The sequence below is a fragment of the Streptomyces sp. NPDC055239 genome, from assembly GCF_053606205.1.
This window is the reverse complement of sequence record NZ_JBSGRD010000005.1, coordinates 235,696-252,331: the sequence shown is the minus strand read 5'-3', so window position 1 is coordinate 252,331 and position 16,636 is coordinate 235,696. Positions and strand designations below refer to the sequence as shown.

At 69.8% G+C, this 16,636-nt stretch carries 18 protein-coding genes and 2 tRNA genes; 9 read left to right on the top strand and 11 right to left on the bottom strand.

The genetic code is table 11. The annotated features are described in order from the left end of the window. Positions 1-34 precede the first annotated feature (34 nt). The 3 genes from ACWFRJ_RS19380 (at position 35) to ACWFRJ_RS19370 (ending at position 2,436) form a co-directional block, all read left to right on the top strand. A tRNA-Met gene (locus tag ACWFRJ_RS19380) sits at positions 35-108 on the top strand. Between the two features lie 219 nt (positions 109-327). Beyond that, on the top strand, positions 328-2,178 hold the full coding sequence (locus ACWFRJ_RS19375; protein ID WP_453531819.1) for a sel1 repeat family protein: 1,851 nt from the start codon (positions 328-330) through the stop codon (positions 2,176-2,178). Positions 2,179-2,362: 184 nt separating this feature from the next. Further along, positions 2,363-2,436: transfer RNA gene (locus ACWFRJ_RS19370), tRNA-Met, on the top strand. 61 nt (positions 2,437-2,497) lie between these two features. Here the strand turns inward: ACWFRJ_RS19370 and ACWFRJ_RS19365 are convergent. The 4 genes from ACWFRJ_RS19365 to ACWFRJ_RS19350 form a co-directional block, all read right to left on the bottom strand. Then, complete coding sequence (locus tag ACWFRJ_RS19365; protein ID WP_453531816.1) at positions 2,498-3,649, bottom strand: ABC transporter substrate-binding protein; 1,152 nt, start codon at positions 3,647-3,649, stop codon at positions 2,498-2,500. A 40-nt stretch (positions 3,650-3,689) separates the two neighbouring features. Further along, complete coding sequence (locus ACWFRJ_RS19360; protein WP_453531813.1) at positions 3,690-4,565, bottom strand: ABC transporter permease; 876 nt, start codon at positions 4,563-4,565, stop codon at positions 3,690-3,692. Then, positions 4,562-5,353 (bottom strand): ABC transporter ATP-binding protein, encoded by a 792-nt coding sequence (locus tag ACWFRJ_RS19355; RefSeq protein ID WP_453531810.1) that lies wholly within the window; start codon positions 5,351-5,353, stop codon positions 4,562-4,564. Before ACWFRJ_RS19355 ends, ACWFRJ_RS19360 begins: the two co-directional genes overlap by 4 nt. Positions 5,354-5,493: 140 nt before the next feature. Continuing rightward, positions 5,494-5,910, bottom strand: a complete 417-nt coding sequence (locus tag ACWFRJ_RS19350; RefSeq protein WP_389903415.1) for a Fur family transcriptional regulator — start codon at positions 5,908-5,910, stop codon at positions 5,494-5,496. A 153-nt stretch (positions 5,911-6,063) separates the two neighbouring features. On the opposite strand from ACWFRJ_RS19350, the gene ACWFRJ_RS19345 reads away from it, so the two are divergent. Beyond that, entirely contained in the window at positions 6,064-7,533 is a 1,470-nt protein-coding gene (locus tag ACWFRJ_RS19345) for a catalase (RefSeq protein WP_453532395.1), read from the top strand. 77 nt (positions 7,534-7,610) lie between these two features. On the opposite strand, the gene ACWFRJ_RS19340 is transcribed toward ACWFRJ_RS19345, so the two are convergent. The 3 genes from ACWFRJ_RS19340 to hisN form a co-directional block, all read right to left on the bottom strand. Next, positions 7,611-8,012 carry a CBS domain-containing protein gene (locus ACWFRJ_RS19340; RefSeq protein ID WP_453531807.1) on the bottom strand — a complete coding sequence of 134 codons (402 nt, stop codon included), beginning with the start codon at positions 8,010-8,012 and terminating at the stop codon, positions 7,611-7,613. 230 nt (positions 8,013-8,242) lie between these two features. After that, complete coding sequence (locus tag ACWFRJ_RS19335; RefSeq protein ID WP_453531804.1) at positions 8,243-8,485, bottom strand: hypothetical protein; 243 nt, start codon at positions 8,483-8,485, stop codon at positions 8,243-8,245. A 69-nt stretch (positions 8,486-8,554) separates the two neighbouring features. After that, positions 8,555-9,355, bottom strand: coding sequence for a histidinol-phosphatase (hisN, locus tag ACWFRJ_RS19330; protein WP_453531801.1), 801 nt, complete (start codon positions 9,353-9,355; stop codon positions 8,555-8,557). A gap of 163 nt (positions 9,356-9,518) precedes the next feature. On the opposite strand from hisN, the gene ACWFRJ_RS19325 reads away from it, so the two are divergent. Further along, positions 9,519-10,124 (top strand): TetR/AcrR family transcriptional regulator, encoded by a 606-nt coding sequence (locus ACWFRJ_RS19325; RefSeq protein ID WP_453531798.1) that lies wholly within the window; start codon positions 9,519-9,521, stop codon positions 10,122-10,124. 12 nt (positions 10,125-10,136) lie between these two features. Here ACWFRJ_RS19325 and ACWFRJ_RS19320 read toward each other — a convergent pair whose 3' ends face one another. From ACWFRJ_RS19320 to ACWFRJ_RS19305, 4 genes are all read right to left on the bottom strand, one after another. After that, a complete protein-coding gene (locus ACWFRJ_RS19320) occupies positions 10,137-10,460 on the bottom strand; it encodes a DMT family transporter (RefSeq protein WP_383273912.1) in 324 nt (107 codons plus the stop codon). A gap of 133 nt (positions 10,461-10,593) precedes the next feature. Further along, on the bottom strand, positions 10,594-11,607 hold the full coding sequence (gene rsgA, locus ACWFRJ_RS19315; protein ID WP_453531794.1) for a ribosome small subunit-dependent GTPase A: 1,014 nt from the start codon (positions 11,605-11,607) through the stop codon (positions 10,594-10,596). A 16-nt stretch (positions 11,608-11,623) separates the two neighbouring features. Continuing rightward, positions 11,624-12,940, bottom strand: a complete 1,317-nt coding sequence (gene aroA / locus ACWFRJ_RS19310; RefSeq protein WP_453531792.1) for a 3-phosphoshikimate 1-carboxyvinyltransferase — start codon at positions 12,938-12,940, stop codon at positions 11,624-11,626. 44 nt (positions 12,941-12,984) lie between these two features. After that, positions 12,985-13,698 (bottom strand): M50 family metallopeptidase, encoded by a 714-nt coding sequence (locus ACWFRJ_RS19305; protein ID WP_453531789.1) that lies wholly within the window; start codon positions 13,696-13,698, stop codon positions 12,985-12,987. Positions 13,699-13,768: 70 nt separating this feature from the next. On the opposite strand from ACWFRJ_RS19305, the gene ACWFRJ_RS19300 reads away from it, so the two are divergent. The 4 genes from ACWFRJ_RS19300 (at position 13,769) to rsrA (ending at position 16,494) form a co-directional block, all read left to right on the top strand. Beyond that, positions 13,769-14,584 carry an SOS response-associated peptidase gene (locus ACWFRJ_RS19300; protein ID WP_453531786.1) on the top strand — a complete coding sequence of 272 codons (816 nt, stop codon included), beginning with the start codon at positions 13,769-13,771 and terminating at the stop codon, positions 14,582-14,584. A 28-nt stretch (positions 14,585-14,612) separates the two neighbouring features. After that, the gene (locus ACWFRJ_RS19295; protein ID WP_453532392.1) at positions 14,613-15,251 is read left to right on the top strand and encodes an alpha/beta hydrolase family protein; all 639 of its coding nucleotides are present in this window, start codon (positions 14,613-14,615) and stop codon (positions 15,249-15,251) included. 221 nt (positions 15,252-15,472) lie between these two features. After that, entirely contained in the window at positions 15,473-16,153 is a 681-nt protein-coding gene (locus ACWFRJ_RS19290; RefSeq protein WP_453531782.1) for a sigma-70 family RNA polymerase sigma factor, read from the top strand. Next, complete coding sequence (gene rsrA / locus ACWFRJ_RS19285) at positions 16,150-16,494, top strand: mycothiol system anti-sigma-R factor (protein WP_453531779.1); 345 nt, start codon at positions 16,150-16,152, stop codon at positions 16,492-16,494. The genes ACWFRJ_RS19290 and rsrA overlap by 4 nt, the downstream gene beginning before the upstream one ends. The last annotated feature ends 142 nt before the right edge of the window (positions 16,495-16,636 follow it).

The window sequence follows — 16,636 nt, the reverse complement described above, 5'->3', positions numbered from 1 at the left end:
CTCCCCGCGCCGTGGTACGGTTGCAACACAACGGCGCGGGGTGGAGCAGCTCGGTAGCTCGCTGGGCTCATAACCCAGAGGTCGCAGGTTCAAATCCTGTCCCCGCTACTAGAAGGCGAAGGCCCGGATCCTTATCGGATCCGGGCCTTCGTCGTGTGTGCGTGGGGTCGTGGCGGCGTGCGCTGGTCTGTGCGAACCCTGCTCCGCCCGGGGGGAGTTGGGAAAACTGTGTTTGACTTATCTCTCTGTGGGCAAGTCGACAAAACGCTGTAGTGACCTCACTGGCTGCGGTATATCAGGTATACCCAGGTTGCAGGTGGTGCGACGATGGACGTTATGGGGGACAAGGCAACTCTGTTGGAGACAGGGCGGTTTGTGCAGTCGGCCGACCGGGAGGATCCCGGGACGGCCGCGGAGGAATTGCGCCATCGGCTGGCCGCCGAGGCCGGAGACGTCGACGCCATGAGCGTCCTGGGAAGCCTTCTGCTGCGCCGCGGTGATCTCGACGGGGCCGAATCCATGCTGCGCGCGGCGACCGCCGAGGGCGACCGTGCCGCGGCCAACAACCTCGGAGTCCTCCTCCTCCAGCGTGGGTACGCCGACGAGGCGGCCGGATGGTGGCGGGTGGCCGCCGTCGCCGGTTCCGCCGCGGCCGCGCACGCGCTCGGGCGTTACCACCGTGAGCGCGGCGACGAGCCCGCCGCCGAGTACTGGCTGCGGCAGTCCGCCGAGCAGGGCCACGCCCTGGGGGCGTACGCCCTCGCCGATCTTCTCGAGCACCGCGGTGACGTCGGCGCCGAGCGCTGGATGCGGGCATCGGCCGAGCGCGGTCACCGCGAGGCCGCGTACCGGATCGCGCGCGCCCTTGACCGGCGGGCCACGGCCGAGCGCACGGACCGTAAGGACCGGACTGACCGCAAGGACCGGACTGACCGTACGGGCCGTAAGGACACCAAGGCCGCCGCCGAGCCCGCCGTCGAGGCCGAGCAGTGGTACCGCCAGGCCGCCGCGCGCGGCCACCGGCGGGCCGCGCTGCACCTCGGCGCGATCCTGGAGCAGCGCGGTGAGCTGAAGGAGGCGGGGCGCTGGTATCTGAACTCCGCCAAGGACGGAGAGGCGCGTGCCGCCTGCGCCCTCGGCTTCCTGCTGCGCGACGCGGGCGACGAGGAGAGCGCCGCGGTCTGGTGGCTGAAAGCAGCCCAGGACGGCGACGGGAACGCCGCCAACGCCCTGGGCGCGCTGCACGCCGAGCGGGGCGAGACCCAGACCGCCGAGCGGTGGTACCGCGCGGCGATGGACGCGGGGGACGTGAACGGCGCGTACAACCTCGGTCTGCTCTGCGCCGAGCAGGGGCGGACCGTGCAGGCCGACCAGTGGTACAGGCGTGCCGCGTACGCCGGTCACCGCGAGGCCGCCAACGCGCTTGCCGTGCTGCTGCTCCAGGGCGGCGACGCGGCGGGCGCCGAGCCGTGGTTCTCCAAGGCCGCGGAGGCGGGCAGCGTGGACGCGGCCTTCAACCTCGGGATTCTGTACGCGTCCCGCGACGACGAGGACTCCGCCCTGCCCTGGTACGAGCGTGCGGCGGCGGCCGGGCACACCGAGGCCGCGCTCCAGGTCGGCACGGCGCGGCTGCGGGAGGGGGACGAGCAGGACGCCGAGCGGCATCTGCGGTGCGCGGCGGGTGGCGGCAGCGCGGAGGCGGCGTACCGCCTCGGCACCGTGCTCGACGCGCGGCGGCCTCCCGCTGGTCCGCCCGCGCTTGGCGAGCCCGCCGCGGAGAAGACCGAGTGCGAGGAGTGGTACGAGCGGGCTGCCCAGCAGGGGCACCGGCGTGCGCAGGTCCGGGTCGGGATGCTGGCCGCGGGGCGCGGTGACGTGGTGGAGGCGGCGCACTGGTACCGCCTGGCGGCGGACGCGGGGAGCCGGAACGGGGCGTTCAACCTGGGGCTTCTGCTTGCTCGTGAGGGCAGTGAGCCTGAAGCGGCGCTCTGGTGGACGCGGGCCGCTGACGCGGGGCATGGGCGGGCTGCCTTGCGGCTCGCGCTGCTCTACGCTCGGCGCGGGCAGCTGGTCGAGGGGCAGCGGTGGGCTGCCCGTGCGGTGGAGCTTGGGCCTGCGGAGGTTTCCGAGCGGGCGGCACGGTTGCGCGAGGCGCTTCAGCAGGAGCTGACTGCTTAGCCTCTGCCTGAGCCTGTGTTTACGTGCGGTTGTCGGGCGGGTGCAGGCCGGTGGGTGGGCTGTGCCCACCTGTTCCGCCTTGCGGAACGCCTGCCCGCAGCGGCGCGGGACGGCTGCCCGCAGCCGGGCCTCGGAACGGATTTGCGCTGGTCGTAGCGTTTGGCATACGCTTGCAACACAACGGCGCGGGGTGGAGCAGCTCGGTAGCTCGCTGGGCTCATAACCCAGAGGTCGCAGGTTCAAATCCTGTCCCCGCTACTAAAGGCCAGAGGCCGGGAAGCATTAGCTTCCCGGCCTCTGGTGTGTTTGGGGTGCTTGATCAGGACGGCTTGTGGCCCACGGCCTCCTCGTACAGCTTGCGGTCCACCGCCTTGTTCTCCGGGACCTTGTCGCCCTCGGCGACGCCCGCCGTCTTGTACGCCGCCTGGAGCCGGTCCATGGTTCCGGAGCGGATCTCCCAGTCCATCCGCAGCGACGGAGTCGACCTCAGGACCGCCTCGTCGGTCTTCAGGAGCTTCGCGAGATCGGACACGAAGGCCTTGTCCGCCTTGTAGTCACCGGCGAAGTACGTGTTCACGGTCCTGATGTACGCGCGCAGCAGCGCGACGCCCGCGTCCGGGTCCTTCGTCAGGAGGTTGGGGCCGAACAGGAGCCCGCCGAGCGGTTCGCCCTGGGGCTGGCCGCCGAGGAACGCGTACTGCTTGTCGCCGTCGACTTTGCGCCAGACCGGGTCGAGGAGCCAGGCGGAGTCGGTGCCGCCGTTCTGGAGGGCGGTCAGGACGTCGGCCGAACCCAGCTGCTGGAACTGGATCTTGTCCAGGCCGCCGCCGTGCTTCTTCAGGGTCGTGCCCATGGGGTACGAGATGACCGAGCCCTTGCCGATCATGGTGCCGAGTTTGCGGCCCGCCATCGGGACGTGGTCCGCGCTCTCGCCCTTCTTCAGCTTCACCCACAGTCCGCTCTTGGACCGGGGGTCGGGGGAGAAGTTCCCCGCCGCCCACTTGATGGTGAAGCCGCTGGTGATGCCGTTCATGACGGCGGCCTCGGGGGCGGCCCACTGGGCGTCGATGTCTCCCTTGGCGAGCAGGGGGAGCGCGTCGGGAGTCGGGAGCACCTTGAGGTGGACGTTCAGGCCCTCCTTCTTGAACTCGCCCTTCTCCACAGCCATTTGGAGAGGCGCTACGTACTCGGCGCTCAGTGTGCCGGTGGCGATGGTGATGCTGCGCTCCTTGGACAGCGGGCGCGGGGCCGGGGCGCCCTTGTCGCAGCGGGCGGGCGCGCGGTCATCGGCGAGGTCGGACGGGTCCGTCCAACTGCCCTTGCCGCAACCGGCGACGGCCTTGACGGTGCGGGGCTTCGCGGGCGCGGCCGAGTCCGTGGTGTCGTCCTCCTTCGCGCAGCCCGCGGAGGCGAGCAGCGAGCCCGCCACGAGGAGGGTCAGGGCGGAGAACCGGGTGCGGGTGGTGTGCATGGAGCCTCCGTGCGCGTACGAATGGTTCATGACCGGTGTTTCATGACTGGCTTCTGCCGCGGTCGCGCGGGGCCCAGGGAGTGAGCAACCGGCCCGCGATCCGCACCAGTTCGGAGAAGACGACGCCGAGTACCGCGACGCAGACGATGCCGACGAACATCACGTCGTTCTGGAACAGCGCCCGGGAGTCGAAGATCAGATGGCCGAGGCCGTTCGATGCCGCGATCTGCTCCGACGCGACGATCACCAGGACGGCGACGCCCGCCGCGATCCGCGCGCCGACGAGCACGGCGGGCAGCGAGGCGGGCAGCAGGATGTGGCGGAACATCTGCCACGGCGACGCACCGAAGACCTGGCCCGCGTCGCGGTGGCCGGAGGGTACAGCGAGCACCGCCGCCATCGTCGAGATCCAGACGAAGAAGAAGACGGTCGCCGCCACGAGCGCGATCTGCGGGCCCTCCCCGAGGCCGAACATGTTCAGGAAGACGGGAAGCAGGGCCAGCTTCGGTACGACGTACAGCGCGTCCAGAAGCGGTTCGAGGGCCGCGCGTACTAGGGAGAGCGAGCCCATGAGGAGGCCGAGCGCGTAGCCGGTGACCGTGCCGATCGCGTAGCCGGCGAGCACACGCTTGAGCGTGGCCCAGACGTCCGGCCACAGATCGCCGTCCGCCGCGCGCTCCCAGCCGTCCTCGATGATCGTCTGGGGCGCGGGATAGACGCGGTCGTCGATCCAGGCCTGGGTGGCGGCCAGTTGCCAGAGGAGGATCAGAGCGAGGGGGACGGCGACGGCGAGGGTGATCTCCAGAGTGCGGCGCCTGCGGTGGGTGCGGGTGGGGCGGAGCTCCTGGGGGCCCGGCCTGCGGACGAGTACGTCGTCCTCGGGGTCGGCCGCTTTGCGCGGGGTGGCCGTCGTCATGCCAGGGCCGCCTCGTCCTCGCGGACCACCTCGCCGCGCAGGAGGTCCCACAACTCGCCCTTGAGGGCGGTGAATTCAGGGGTCGCGCGTACGTCGCCGGTGCGGGGCCGCGGGAACGGCGGGCGGTGTTCGGCGATGATGCGGCCCGGACGTGCGGACATCACCAGGACGCGGTCGCCGAGCACGATCGCCTCTTCGAGGCTGTGGGTGATGAAGAGGGTGGTGGTGCGGGTGGTCTGGGTGAGGTCGAGGAGCTCGTCCTGGAGGATCGTGCGGAGCTGGGCGTCCAGGGCCGCGAACGGCTCGTCCATCAGGAGGATCTCGGGCTCCACGGCCAGGGCGCGGGCGATGGCCACGCGTTGGCGCATGCCGCCGGAGAGGGTGGCGGGGTAGGCGTCGGCGAAGTCGGCGAGGCCGAGGCGGGTGAGCCAGTCCTCGACCCGGGCGTCCGCCTCCCGGCGGGGGACCTTTTGGATGTCGAGGCCGAAGCGGACGTTGGCCTGGACGGTCTTCCAGTCGTAGATGCCGTAGTCCTGGAAGATCATCGCGGCGGGGCGCGGGTCCGTGGTGCGGATCTTCAGCTCCCCCTGGCTGGGGCGCAGGAGGCCTGCGGCTATGCGGAGCAGTGTTGATTTTCCGCAGCCGGAGGGGCCGACGATGCAGGTGAACTCGCCTGGGGCTATCTCCAGGTCCACGGGGCCCAGGGCTTCCACGGCTCTGGTGCCGCGGCCGAAGGTTCTTGTTACTGCGTGGGCTTCTAGTTTCGGGTGCGGGTGCGGATCTCCCACGGGTTCTCCTTGCGGAGGGCAGGCGGATATTGGGCGCCGCCGACCATATGACGGGTCGTCAGATTCTGGAAGGCCCACAAACCACGAAAGCCCCCGGCGCCTGACCGGCACCGGGGGCTTTCGCGTACGTATGGGAAGTCTTACGCCGCCGCACAGTTGGGGCACGTGCCCCTGTACGTCACGTCCGCGCCCTCGATCGTGAAGCCGAAGCGTTCCGAGTCGGGGAGGCTGGACAAGGGGTTGCCCGTGGGGTGGACGTCGCGGATCGTGCCGCACTGGGCGCACACCAGGTGCTGGTGGGGGCGGTGGGCGTTCGGGTCGTACCGCTTCGCCCTGCGGTCCGTCGAGACCTCGAGGACCTCGCCGAGGGTCACCAGTTCGCCCAGGGTGTTGTAGACGGTCGCGCGGGAGATCTCGGGCAGCCTGCCCACGGCGCGGGCGTGCACCTCGTCCGCGGTCAGGTGTACGTGGTCCCCGTCGAGCACCTCGGCCACGACGCGTCGTTGCGCGGTCATGCGCCAGCCGCGTCCGCGCAGTCGTTCCAACAGGTCGCTCATGAGAACCAGCCTAACAGGTGAGGGACCTAAGTCCCGACGATGTGTGACTTTGGATGTTTACTTGACTTAGACAAAGTCCATCGTAGGATCGGGAGCGGCACAAGCCAAGGGCCAAAGCCGAGGGCAGACGCCGAAGGACAGGACTTGCAGGTAATGACGCAGGAGGCGCACGTGACGCAGGGACCGCTCACCACGGAGGCCGGCGCGCCGGTCGCCGACAACCAGAACAGTGAGACCGCCGGTGTCGGCGGTCCGGTACTCGTCCAGGATCAGGCGCTGCTGGAGAAACTCGCGCACTTCAACCGCGAGCGCATCCCGGAGCGCATCGTCCACGCACGCGGCGCCGGTGCGTACGGCACCTTCACGCTGACCCGCGACGTCTCGCAGTGGACACGTGCCAAGTTCCTCTCCGAGGTCGGCAAGCAGACGGAGACCTTCCTCCGGTTCTCCACCGTCGCCGGCAACCTCGGCTCCGCCGACGCCGTGCGCGACCCCCGTGGCTTCGCGCTGAAGTTCTACACGGAGGAGGGGAACTACGACCTGGTCGGGAACAACACCCCCGTCTTCTTCATCAAGGACGCCATCAAGTTCCCCGACTTCATCCACACGCAGAAGCGCGACCCGTACACGGGCTCGCAGGAAGCCGACAACGTATGGGACTTCTGGGGCCTGAGCCCCGAGTCGACCCACCAGGTGACCTGGCTCTTCGGTGACCGCGGCATCCCGGCGACGCTGCGCCACATGAACGGGTACGGCTCGCACACGTACCAGTGGAACAACGAGGCCGGCGAGGTCTTCTGGGTCAAGTACCACTTCAAGACCGACCAGGGGATCAAGAACCTCACCGCCGCCGACGCGGCCGTGCTCGCCGGTGAGGACGCCGACTCCCACCAGCGTGACCTGCGCGAGGCCATCGAGCGCGAGGAGTTCCCGTCCTGGACCGTGCAGGTGCAGATCATGCCCGCGGCCGAGGCGGCGGACTACCGCTTCAACCCGTTCGACCTCACCAAGGTGTGGCCGCACGAGGACTACCCGCCGATCGAGATCGGCAAGCTGGAGCTCAACCGCAACCCGGAGAACGTCTTCGCCGAGGTCGAGCAGAGCATCTTCTCGCCCGCGCACTTCGTTCCCGGCATCGGCCCGTCCCCGGACAAGATGCTCCAGGGCCGCCTCTTCGCGTACGGCGACGCCCACCGCTACCGCGTCGGCATCAACGCCGACCACCTGCCGGTGAACCGCCCGCACGCCACCGAGGCGCGCACCAACTCCCGTGACGGCTTCCTGTACGACGGCCGCCACAAGGGTGCGAAGAACTACGAGCCGAACTCCTTCGGTGGCCCCTTCCAGACGGACCGCCCGCTCTGGGTGACCACCTCCGTCTCCGGCGGCACCGGCAACCACGAAGCCCCCTCGCACGCCGAGGACAACGACTTCGTGCAGGCGGGCAACCTCTACCGCAACATGTCCGAGGACGAGAAGGCGCGTCTGATCGAGAACCTCGCGGGCAACATCGCGGGTGTCTCGCGCGACGACATCGCCGAGCGCGCGATCAACAACTTCCGTCAGGCGGACGGTGACTTCGGCAAGCGCCTCGAAGCCGCGGTCCAGGCCCTTCGCGGCTGAGGGCAGCGAGGACAGCTGAGGACAGCTGAGAGTAGAGCAGGCGGGCCGGGTCCTTCGGGACCCGGCCCGCCTTTCGTTCACACGGTGAGCGTCGGCACCCGCCGCCTGTTCGGGGCCCAGCAGCGGATGATGTCGCGGACCGAGACGATGCCGGCCGGTTCGGTCCCCTCCAGCACGATCAGATGGCGGAAGCCGCCGTGCGACATGGCGTCGGCCGCCTCCTCCAGGGTCCATGACGGTGCGGCGAAGACGACATCGGTCGTGGTGTGCGTACCGGCGGTCTCGGTGTCCGGGTTCTGGCCGAGGCCGACCGAGATGAGGACGTCGCGCTCGGTGAGGATTCCGAGGCCGTAGGTGTCGGGGTCGAGGACGACGGCAGCGCCGACGCGGCGCGTCGACATCAGACGGGCCGCCTGGTGCAGCGTGTGGGCGGGGCCGATGGTGAGGACCGTCGTGCTCATGGCGTCGCGGACGAGCATGGGCTTGAGCCACCTCCTGAGTGGACCGCAAGAGAAGCGATTCACAAGTTCACAAGTGGGGGGACTCTCAGAGTCGCAGCCATGCCGTGTGTCAACAAGGGGGCGCGTGCTGCCGGTTCAGGGCGTGTGCGCGCGAGGGGCGTGCGGGGCGTGCGCCTCAGCCGCCCACCATCCGGCCGTCGCCTTCGTGCTGCTCGGTGGAGAGGGCCGGAGGTGACCCGCCTCGTGACTCAGTTCCGGTAGAAGACAAACATGCTGCCCGGGTTCCGGGGGTCGCGTTCGCAGTGGACGATCGTGACGTGGTGGCCCGCCCCCATGTCCATCTCCCGCTGGTTCTCCGCGGTGAAGCAGTCCGTCGCGGCGTCGCCCGGCGTTTCAACATAGGGGAGGTCGGCGGCCTGGGCGGCTCCGATGGCCAGACCGGAGAAGGCCAGGACACCGGCGGCGGCGACTGCTGCGCGTCTGAACCCCACCACACGTTCGGAAGACGCTTCAAGGGCTCAAGATCCTTTGTTACGGGGCTATCGCAAACTGGCCTCGCTTCAGTAGCGCTGGTTGAGATAGCCGAGCAGCTCGCCGTGGAGCAGGCCGTTCGACGCCGCCGCGTTGCCGCTGTGCGGGCCCGGAGCGCCGTCGAGGCCGGTGAAGGTGCCGCCCGCCTCGGTCACGATGATCGCGGTCGCCGCCATGTCCCAGAGCGAGAGCTCGGGCTCCGCGCAGATGTCGATGGAGCCCTCGGCGACCATCATGTACGGCCAGAAGTCGCCGTATCCACGGGTACGCCAGACGGCGCGCGTGAGGTCCATGAATCCGTCGAGGCGGCCCTGCTCCTCCCAGCCCGAGAGCGAGGAGTACGCGAAGGACGCGTCCTGGAGCCGCGAGACCTTGGAGGCCTTGAGCCGGGTCGCTGAGGTCAGGCTGCGTCCGGTGAACGCCCCCGCACCCTTCGCCGCCCACCAGCGCCGGCCGAGCGCGGGCGCCGACACGACACCCACCACCGGCTGGAAGCCGCCCTCGCCCGCCTCCATCAGGGAGATCAGCGTGGCCCAGACCGGCACCCCGCGCACGTAGTTCTTGGTGCCGTCGATCGGGTCGATCACCCAGCGGCGTGGACCCGTGCCCTCGATGCCGAACTCCTCGCCGAGGATCGCGTCGCGCGGCCGCCCCCGCTTCAGGTTCGACCGGATCAGTTCCTCGGCCGTTTTGTCCGCCTCGCTCACCGGCGTCATGTCCGGCTTGGTCTCGACCTTGAGGTCGAGAGCCTTGAACCGGTCCATCGTCGCGGCGTCGGCGGCGTCCGCGAGGACATGGGCAAGACGCAGATCATCGTGGTAGTCGGGCATGAGTGAACAGTATCGATCTCGTTGTACCTGAGCCACAGCGCCGTATGTCCGGGCCGTTCCGGGACCTGACGTATCCGGTGCCAGGTCGCGCCGGGGCTATTGACACCGCCTCCGAGCACGTCAACTCTGGCCGCAGAGCCGCTTCGGCCCCCGGGAGGCGACGATGCCTGCAGCACGGGAATCCCTACTTGACGCGGCCGGTACGGCGCTCGCCCGCCGACCGTGGCCGGCAGTCCGCATGGTCGATGTCGCGGCCGCCGCCGGAGTGTCCCGGCAGACCCTCTACAACGAGTTCGGCAGCAAGGACGGCCTCGCGCGCGCCCTGCTCCGGCGCGAGACCGACGCCTATCTGCACGGCGTGGAGCGGGCGTTGGGCGTGGAGGGCGGGCCGGTGGACCGGCTCGCGGCCGTGAGCGCCTGGACGATCGCCGCCGCGCGCGGGAACGAACTCACCCGGGCCATGCTCACCGGCTGCTGGGGCGAACGCCTGCCCGCGCCGAGCAGGCCCGGGGTCTCCGCGTCGCCCGTACCGGCGCAGAGGCGCGCGGACGCGGGCGTCCCCTCGCCCGCCGAACTGCTCGTCCTCGTCCGGGACAAGGCGGTGAACGCGCTGAACGGCAGAGCACGCCCGAAGGACACGGACGAGCTGGCCATGGCCTGCGAGAGCGCCGTGCGGATGGCGTTGTCGTACGTCGTCGCGCCCACGCCCGCGGGCGAGGATCCGGTGGAGCTGGTGCGCGGGGTGCTCGGGCGCTGGACCAACGCCTGACGAGACTTCCGGCTACTGGGCGGAGCCCGAGAGCTGCAGGCCGATGACGCCGACGATCACCAGCGAGATCGACACGAGCTTGAGCGTGGAGACCACGTCGCCGAGGAAGATCATTCCGTAGATCGCGGTGCCCGCGGCGCCGATGCCCGTCCAGACGGCGTACGCCGGGCCCACGTCGAGCTTGCGCAGCGCGAGCGTGAGCAGACCGAAACTGCCGAGCGCGAAGGCGGCGAAGGTGATCGTCGGCCAGAGCCGGGTGAAGCCGTGCGAGAGCTTGAGACAGACCGCGAAGCCTGTCTCCAGGAACCCCGCGACGATGACCAGCAGCCACGCCATGTATCTGCCTCCCGCATCCGTACGTCCGGTGACCGCTTGGCCTGGCCTGGATCAGGCTTGGTGCGATTATGCCCTTGCCGCGGCGCATCGGGCGCGAACTCGGGCGCAAACGCGGGCGCGAACAACTGCGAGGTCAGTCGCCCTCGCGCCGCTCACGGGTCGCGAGCAGCCTGCGCAGCGAGTAGAGCCGTGCGGGGTCCGCGTGCCCTTCCTGGACCCACGCGTCGAGCGCGCAGTCCGGCTCGTCGTGACTGCACGCGCGCGGACAGTCCTCCGTGCCAGGCACCAGGTCGGGGAAGGCGAGGATGACGCGGGACGGGTCCACGTGGTGCAGGCCGAAGGACCGTACGCCGGGCGTGTCGACCACCCAACCACCTGAGGGCCCCGCCAAGGGGAGCGCGAGCGCCGACGTGGTCGTGTGCCTGCCACGGCCGGTGACGGCGTTGACGTGCCCGGTGCTGCGTCGGCGATCCTGCGGCACCAAGGCGTTCACCAGCGTCGTCTTGCCCACGCCGGAGTGGCCGACGAACGCGGTGATCTTGCCGTCGAGCAGCTCGTGCACCCGGGCGAGCTCCGCGCCGTCGGTGAACTCCTCGCGGCTGGTGACCACGTAGGGCACGTCGAGCGTGGAGTAGGTCTCCAGGATCTTGTCGGCCGACGCCAGGTCGGACTTGGTCAGGACGAGGATCGGCTTGAGACCCCCGTCGAACGCGGCCACGATGCAGCGGTCGATCAGGCGCGGGCGCGGCTCGGGATCGGCGAGGGCGGTGACGATGGCGAGCTGGTCGGCGTTGGCGACGACCACCCGCTCGTACGGATCGTCGTCGTCGGCCGTGCGCCGCAGGACGGACGTGCGCGGCGCGATGCGCACGATGCGCGCGAGGGTGTCCTTCTTGCCGGAGAGATCACCGACGAGCGAGACCTGGTCGCCCACCACGGCGGCCTTGCGGCCCAGTTCGCGGGCCTTCATGGCAAGGACGATCCGGTCGTCGACCAGGACGGTCAGGCGGCCCCGGTCGACGGTCAGGACCATGCCGTCGGACGCGTCCTCGTGCTTGGGCCTGATGTGGGTGCGCGGGCGGTTGCCCTTGCGGTTGGGACGGACGCGGATGTCGTCCTCGTCGGGGTTCTTTCCGTAGCGGCGCATGTTCTGGATCCGCCCGTCAGTTCCCGAGCATTCCGGTCCAGAGGTCGGGGAAGTCGGGCAGCGTCTTCGCCGTCGTCGCGACATTCTCGATCTGTACGTCCTGAACGGCGAGGCCGATGACGGCGCCCGCCGTGGCCATGCGGTGGTCGTCGTACGTGTGGAAGATCCCGCCGTGCAGGCGGCGCGGACGGATGTGCAGGCCGTCGGAGGTCTCGGTGACGTCGCCGCCGAGTGCGTTGATCTCCTTGGTGAGGGCCGCGAGGCGGTCCGTCTCGTGCAGTCGCAGGTGGGCGACGCCGCGCAGGGTCGAGGGGGAGTCGGCAAGGGCCGCGACGGCCGCGATGCCGGGGGTCAGCTCGCCGACCTCGCTCAGGTCCACGTCGATGCCGTGGATCGAGCCGGAGCCGGTGAACACGAGCCCCTGCGGGGTCAGTTCGCAGATACCGCCCATCTCGGTGAAGATCTCCCGCAGCTTGTCGCCGGGCTGCGTGGTGTGCGCGGGCCAGTCAGGGACGGTCACCCGGCCGCCGGTCACCAGCGCCGCGGCCAGGAACGGCTGGGCGTTGGAGAGGTCGGGCTCGACGGTCAGATCGCGGCCGAGCAGGGCGCCGGGGGTCACCCGCCACACGTTCGGCTCGCCGCCCGACTCCGGGGTGTCCACCTGGACGCCGACCGCGCGGAGCATGTCGACGGTCATCCGGATGTGCGGCATGGAGGGCAGGGCGGAGCCGGTGTGACGTACCTCGACACCCTGGTTGAAGCGGGGGCCCGAGAGCAGCAGGGCGCTCACGAACTGGGAGGACGAGGAGGCGTCGATCTCGACCGGGCCGCCATCGAGGGCGCCGCTGCCGTGCACGGTCAGCGGGAGAGCGCCTCGGCTGTCGTCGTCGATGCGGGCGCCGAGCGCGCGCAGGCCGTCGATCACGCCGTTCAGCGGACGCTCGTAGGAACGGGGATCGCCGTCGAAGCGGATCGGGCCGTCGGCAAGGGTGGCGACCGGGGGCAGGAAGCGCATGACCGTACCGGCGTTGCCGACGTCGACCGTCGCGGGGCCGTGCAGACCGGAGGGGATGATCCGCCAGGCCTCACCGGAACCGTCCGGGCCCACGCCTTCCTCGATGCCTACGCCGAGTGCGCGCAGGGCGCCCGCCATCAGCAAGGTGTCGCGGGAGCGCAGCGGGCGGCGCAGCCAGCCGGGCTCGGCGGCGAGTGCGGCGAGGACGAGGCCGCGGTTGGTGACCGATTTGGACCCGGGCACATGGACCGTCGCGGCGACGGCTCCGCTCGCGTGCGGGGCTGGCCAGAGGGTGCTGTGCGCTGGGTTTACGGTCATGCCCACACTTTAGTGGCTCACGGTAATGGCGCAGTCGGCGCTGCTCAGAGGTCGAGCAGCCAGCGACCGCCGCCTATCAGTGAGCACAGCGAGACGGCGTGGAAGAGGAAGAGCCACATCCCCGCGGGTACGTGCGTGAGCCGGGACAGCTGGTCCGCGTCCGAGTCGCCCGCGCCGCCGCGCCTGCGCTTGGACTGCAGCTCGAAGGCGGGCCGCACGCCTCCCAGGAGCAGGAACCACACCACCGCGTACGCGAACGCCGCCTGCACCTGAGAGCTGGTCAGCCAGGAGACGAGCAGGAAGGTGCCGCCGGTGATGATCACGGTGAGGGCGCCGTACGCGTTCCGGATCATGACGAGCATCACGATGAGCAACGCCGTCGCGAGCCACAGGAACGCGGTGATGTGACCGGCGGCCAGGAGCGCGGCGCCGCCGAGGCCGAGCAGGGGCGGCGCGGTGTAGCCCGAGGCGGCGGTGAGGATCATGCCGAGCCCGGTGGGCTTGCCGCGCGAGACGGTGAGGCCACTGGTGTCGGAGTGCAGCCGGATGCCGTCGAGGCGGCGCCCCGTGAGCAGGGCGACCAGGCCGTGGCCGCCCTCGTGCGCGATGGTGATCGCGTTGCGGGCGACCCGCCAGACGCCGTGCGGGACGACCACGGCAAGCGCCACGAGGCCGGTGATGATCACCAGCCACTCGTCCGGGGCGGCCTGTGTGCCGAAGACCCGGTCCCAGAGGTCGGTGAGGCTGGCGTTCGCCATGTTTTCCACTGCTCGTGCCATTGTCGGGACCGGCTCCTCTGGTCGTACGGGGTCTGGCAGTCTGGCACGTATGTGCGGACGGTATGCATCGAGTCGTAGGCCCGAGGATCTCGCAGGAATCTTTGAGATCGAGAAGTGGGAGCCGGAAGAGGCGCTCGCCCCCGATTTCAACGTGGCTCCCACGAAGGAGGTCTACGCGGTCCTGGACCGTCCGGTGAAAGACGCTGAAGACCCCCGTCCGGTTCGCCAGCTGCGCACACTCAAATGGGGACTCGTACCGTCCTGGTCCAAGACGCCCGAGGGCGGCGCCCGGATGATCAACGCCCGCGCGGAGACCGTGCACGAGAAGCCCTCGTACCGCCGGGCCTTCACCTCGCGCCGCTGCGTCATCCCGGCCGACGGCTACTACGAGTGGGTCACCGGCTCCGGCGAGCGGGATCTGGAGGTCGAGGGCAAGAAGAAGCGCCCCCGCAAGCAGCCGTACTTCGTGACGCCCGCCGACGGCTCGGTCTTCGCGATGGCGGGCCTGTACGAGTTCTGGCGCGACAAGACGCTCCCCGACGAGCACCCCCTCGCCTGGTGGGTGACGTGCACGGTGATCACCACGGAGGCGGAGAACTCGCCCCTGGCGAAGGCACCGGCGGAAGGCCCGCGCTCGCTGGCCGACATCCACCCGCGCATGCCCCTCATGCTGACGCCGGACCGCTGGGACGCCTGGCTCGACCCCTCACGCACGGACCCCGAGGACCTGCGGACACTCCTGGAGCCGCCGCCGCACGGCCTGATGCGGGCCTACCCGGTGTCGACGGCGGTCAGCAACGTACGCAACAACGGGCCGGAGCTGCTTACGGAGCTGGAGGGGCCGGAGGAAGGCACACTCTTCTGACGTGACCAAGAGCGAGATCAAGAGCGGCATCAAGAGCGAGATCGTCGAGACCGACGCCGGTGAGGCGCGCATCACCTGGCATCCCGCGTCGAAGGCCGAAGCGCGGTTCGTGCTCGCCGTCAGCCACGGCGCCGGCGGCGGTATCGAGGCCCGCGACCTCCAGGCCGTCGCCGCAGCCCTGCCCGCGCACGGCGTCACCGTCGCCCTCGTGGAGCAGCCCTGGAGGGTGGCGGGCAAGAAGCTCGCGCCCGCCCCGAAAACGCTGGACGTGGGATGGCGTGGCCTGTGGCCCGCTGTGGCGAAGCCCGGCCTCCCGGTGATCGCGGGCGGCCGCAGCGCGGGTGCCCGCGTCGCCTGCCGCACCGCCACGGAGCTCGGCGCTGCCGCCGTACTGGCCCTCAGCTTCCCCCTGCACCCGCCGGGCAAGCCGGAGAAGTCCCGCGCGGACGAGCTGCTCGGCGCCGGGGTGCCCACGCTCGTCGTACAGGGCGGCAACGACCCCTTCGGGAAGCCCGCGGAGTTCCCCGAGGGGACGTACGAGCTCCTGGAGATCCCCTACGGCGACCACGGCTTCGCGATCCCGAAACGGGCGGAGATCAAAGAGGCCGAAGCCATGACCCTCATCACGGATGGCGTCACGCGGTGGACGGGAATGTTGGGTGCGTGACCTCTGTTGTGCCGAACAGACGCTAAACGCTGTAGGTACGAGAGGAAGTCCACCGCATGGGTTCGACCATCTGCCCGGCCCGCTCCAGCGCCCCTGACCTGGAGTGGACGGTGCTGAGCGCGCCCAAGACCGCTCCTATTCGAGCGGCGGCGGGACCGGATCGTCGTCTATCCTCCGATTCGAGTGGGACTGCTTTCGGTCTCACCACGTCTTCGGAGGAGGTGGGTCCGGTCACTGGGACCGACGCAGGGGCCGAGCACGGCCAGGCGGAGCGACCCGACGGAAGCGCTGAGACATCGGCGGAGCGCACGGCCCGCTTCGAGCGGGACGCCCTGGGCTTCCTCGACCAGATGTACTCGGCGGCGCTGCGCATGACGCGCAATCCGGCGGACGCGGAGGACCTGGTGCAGGAGACCTACGCCAAGGCGTACGCGTCGTTCCACCAGTTCCGTGAGGGCACCAACCTCAAGGCGTGGCTGTACCGCATCCTCACCAACACGTTCATCAACTCGTACCGCAAGAAGCAGCGCGAGCCCCAGCGCAGCGCCGCCGAGGAGATCGAGGACTGGCAGCTCGCACGCGCCGAGTCGCACATGTCCACAGGTCTGCGCTCGGCCGAGTCGCAGGCGCTCGATCACCTGCCGGACTCGGACGTGAAGTCCGCGCTGCAGGCGATCCCCGAGGAATTCCGTATCGCCGTCTACCTCGCCGATGTAGAGGGCTTTGCGTACAAGGAGATCGCGGACATTATGGGGACACCCATCGGTACGGTGATGTCCCGGTTGCACCGCGGCCGTCGCCAACTGCGCGGCATGCTCGAGGACTACGCCCGTGACCGCGGCCTCGTCCCCGCCGGCGCTGCGTCAGAGTCGTCGAACGAAGCGAAAGGCTCAGGCTCATGAGCTGCGGAGAGCCGCACGAGACGGATTGCAGTGAGGTCCTGGACCATCTCTATGAGTTCCTGGACCGAGAGATGCCGGACAGCGACTGCACCAAGTTCGAGACGCACTTCGAGGAGTGCTCTCCGTGCCTGGAGAAGTACGGCCTCGAGCAGGCGGTCAAGAAACTGGTGAAGCGCTGCTGCGGCCAGGACGACGTGCCGGTCGACCTGCGCTCCAAGGTCATGGGACGCATCGACCTGATCCGCTCGGGCGAGGCCGTGCCCGAGCACGACGTGACGGTGGAGACGGTGGCCTCCGAGGGCAGTGTGCAGGCCAAGGGCCTGCGGGCCAAGGAAGCCTGAATTTTCGCCAGTTGAGGCAGTTTGAGAGTGAGCAGGTCGTGACGGGAGTCCGTCACGACCTGCTTTTTTCTGTCCTCCCTCACTCGCACATCACTCGTACGTGCCAATTTCCGCGAGCGGGGCTCGGAGCGGGGTGCGGCCG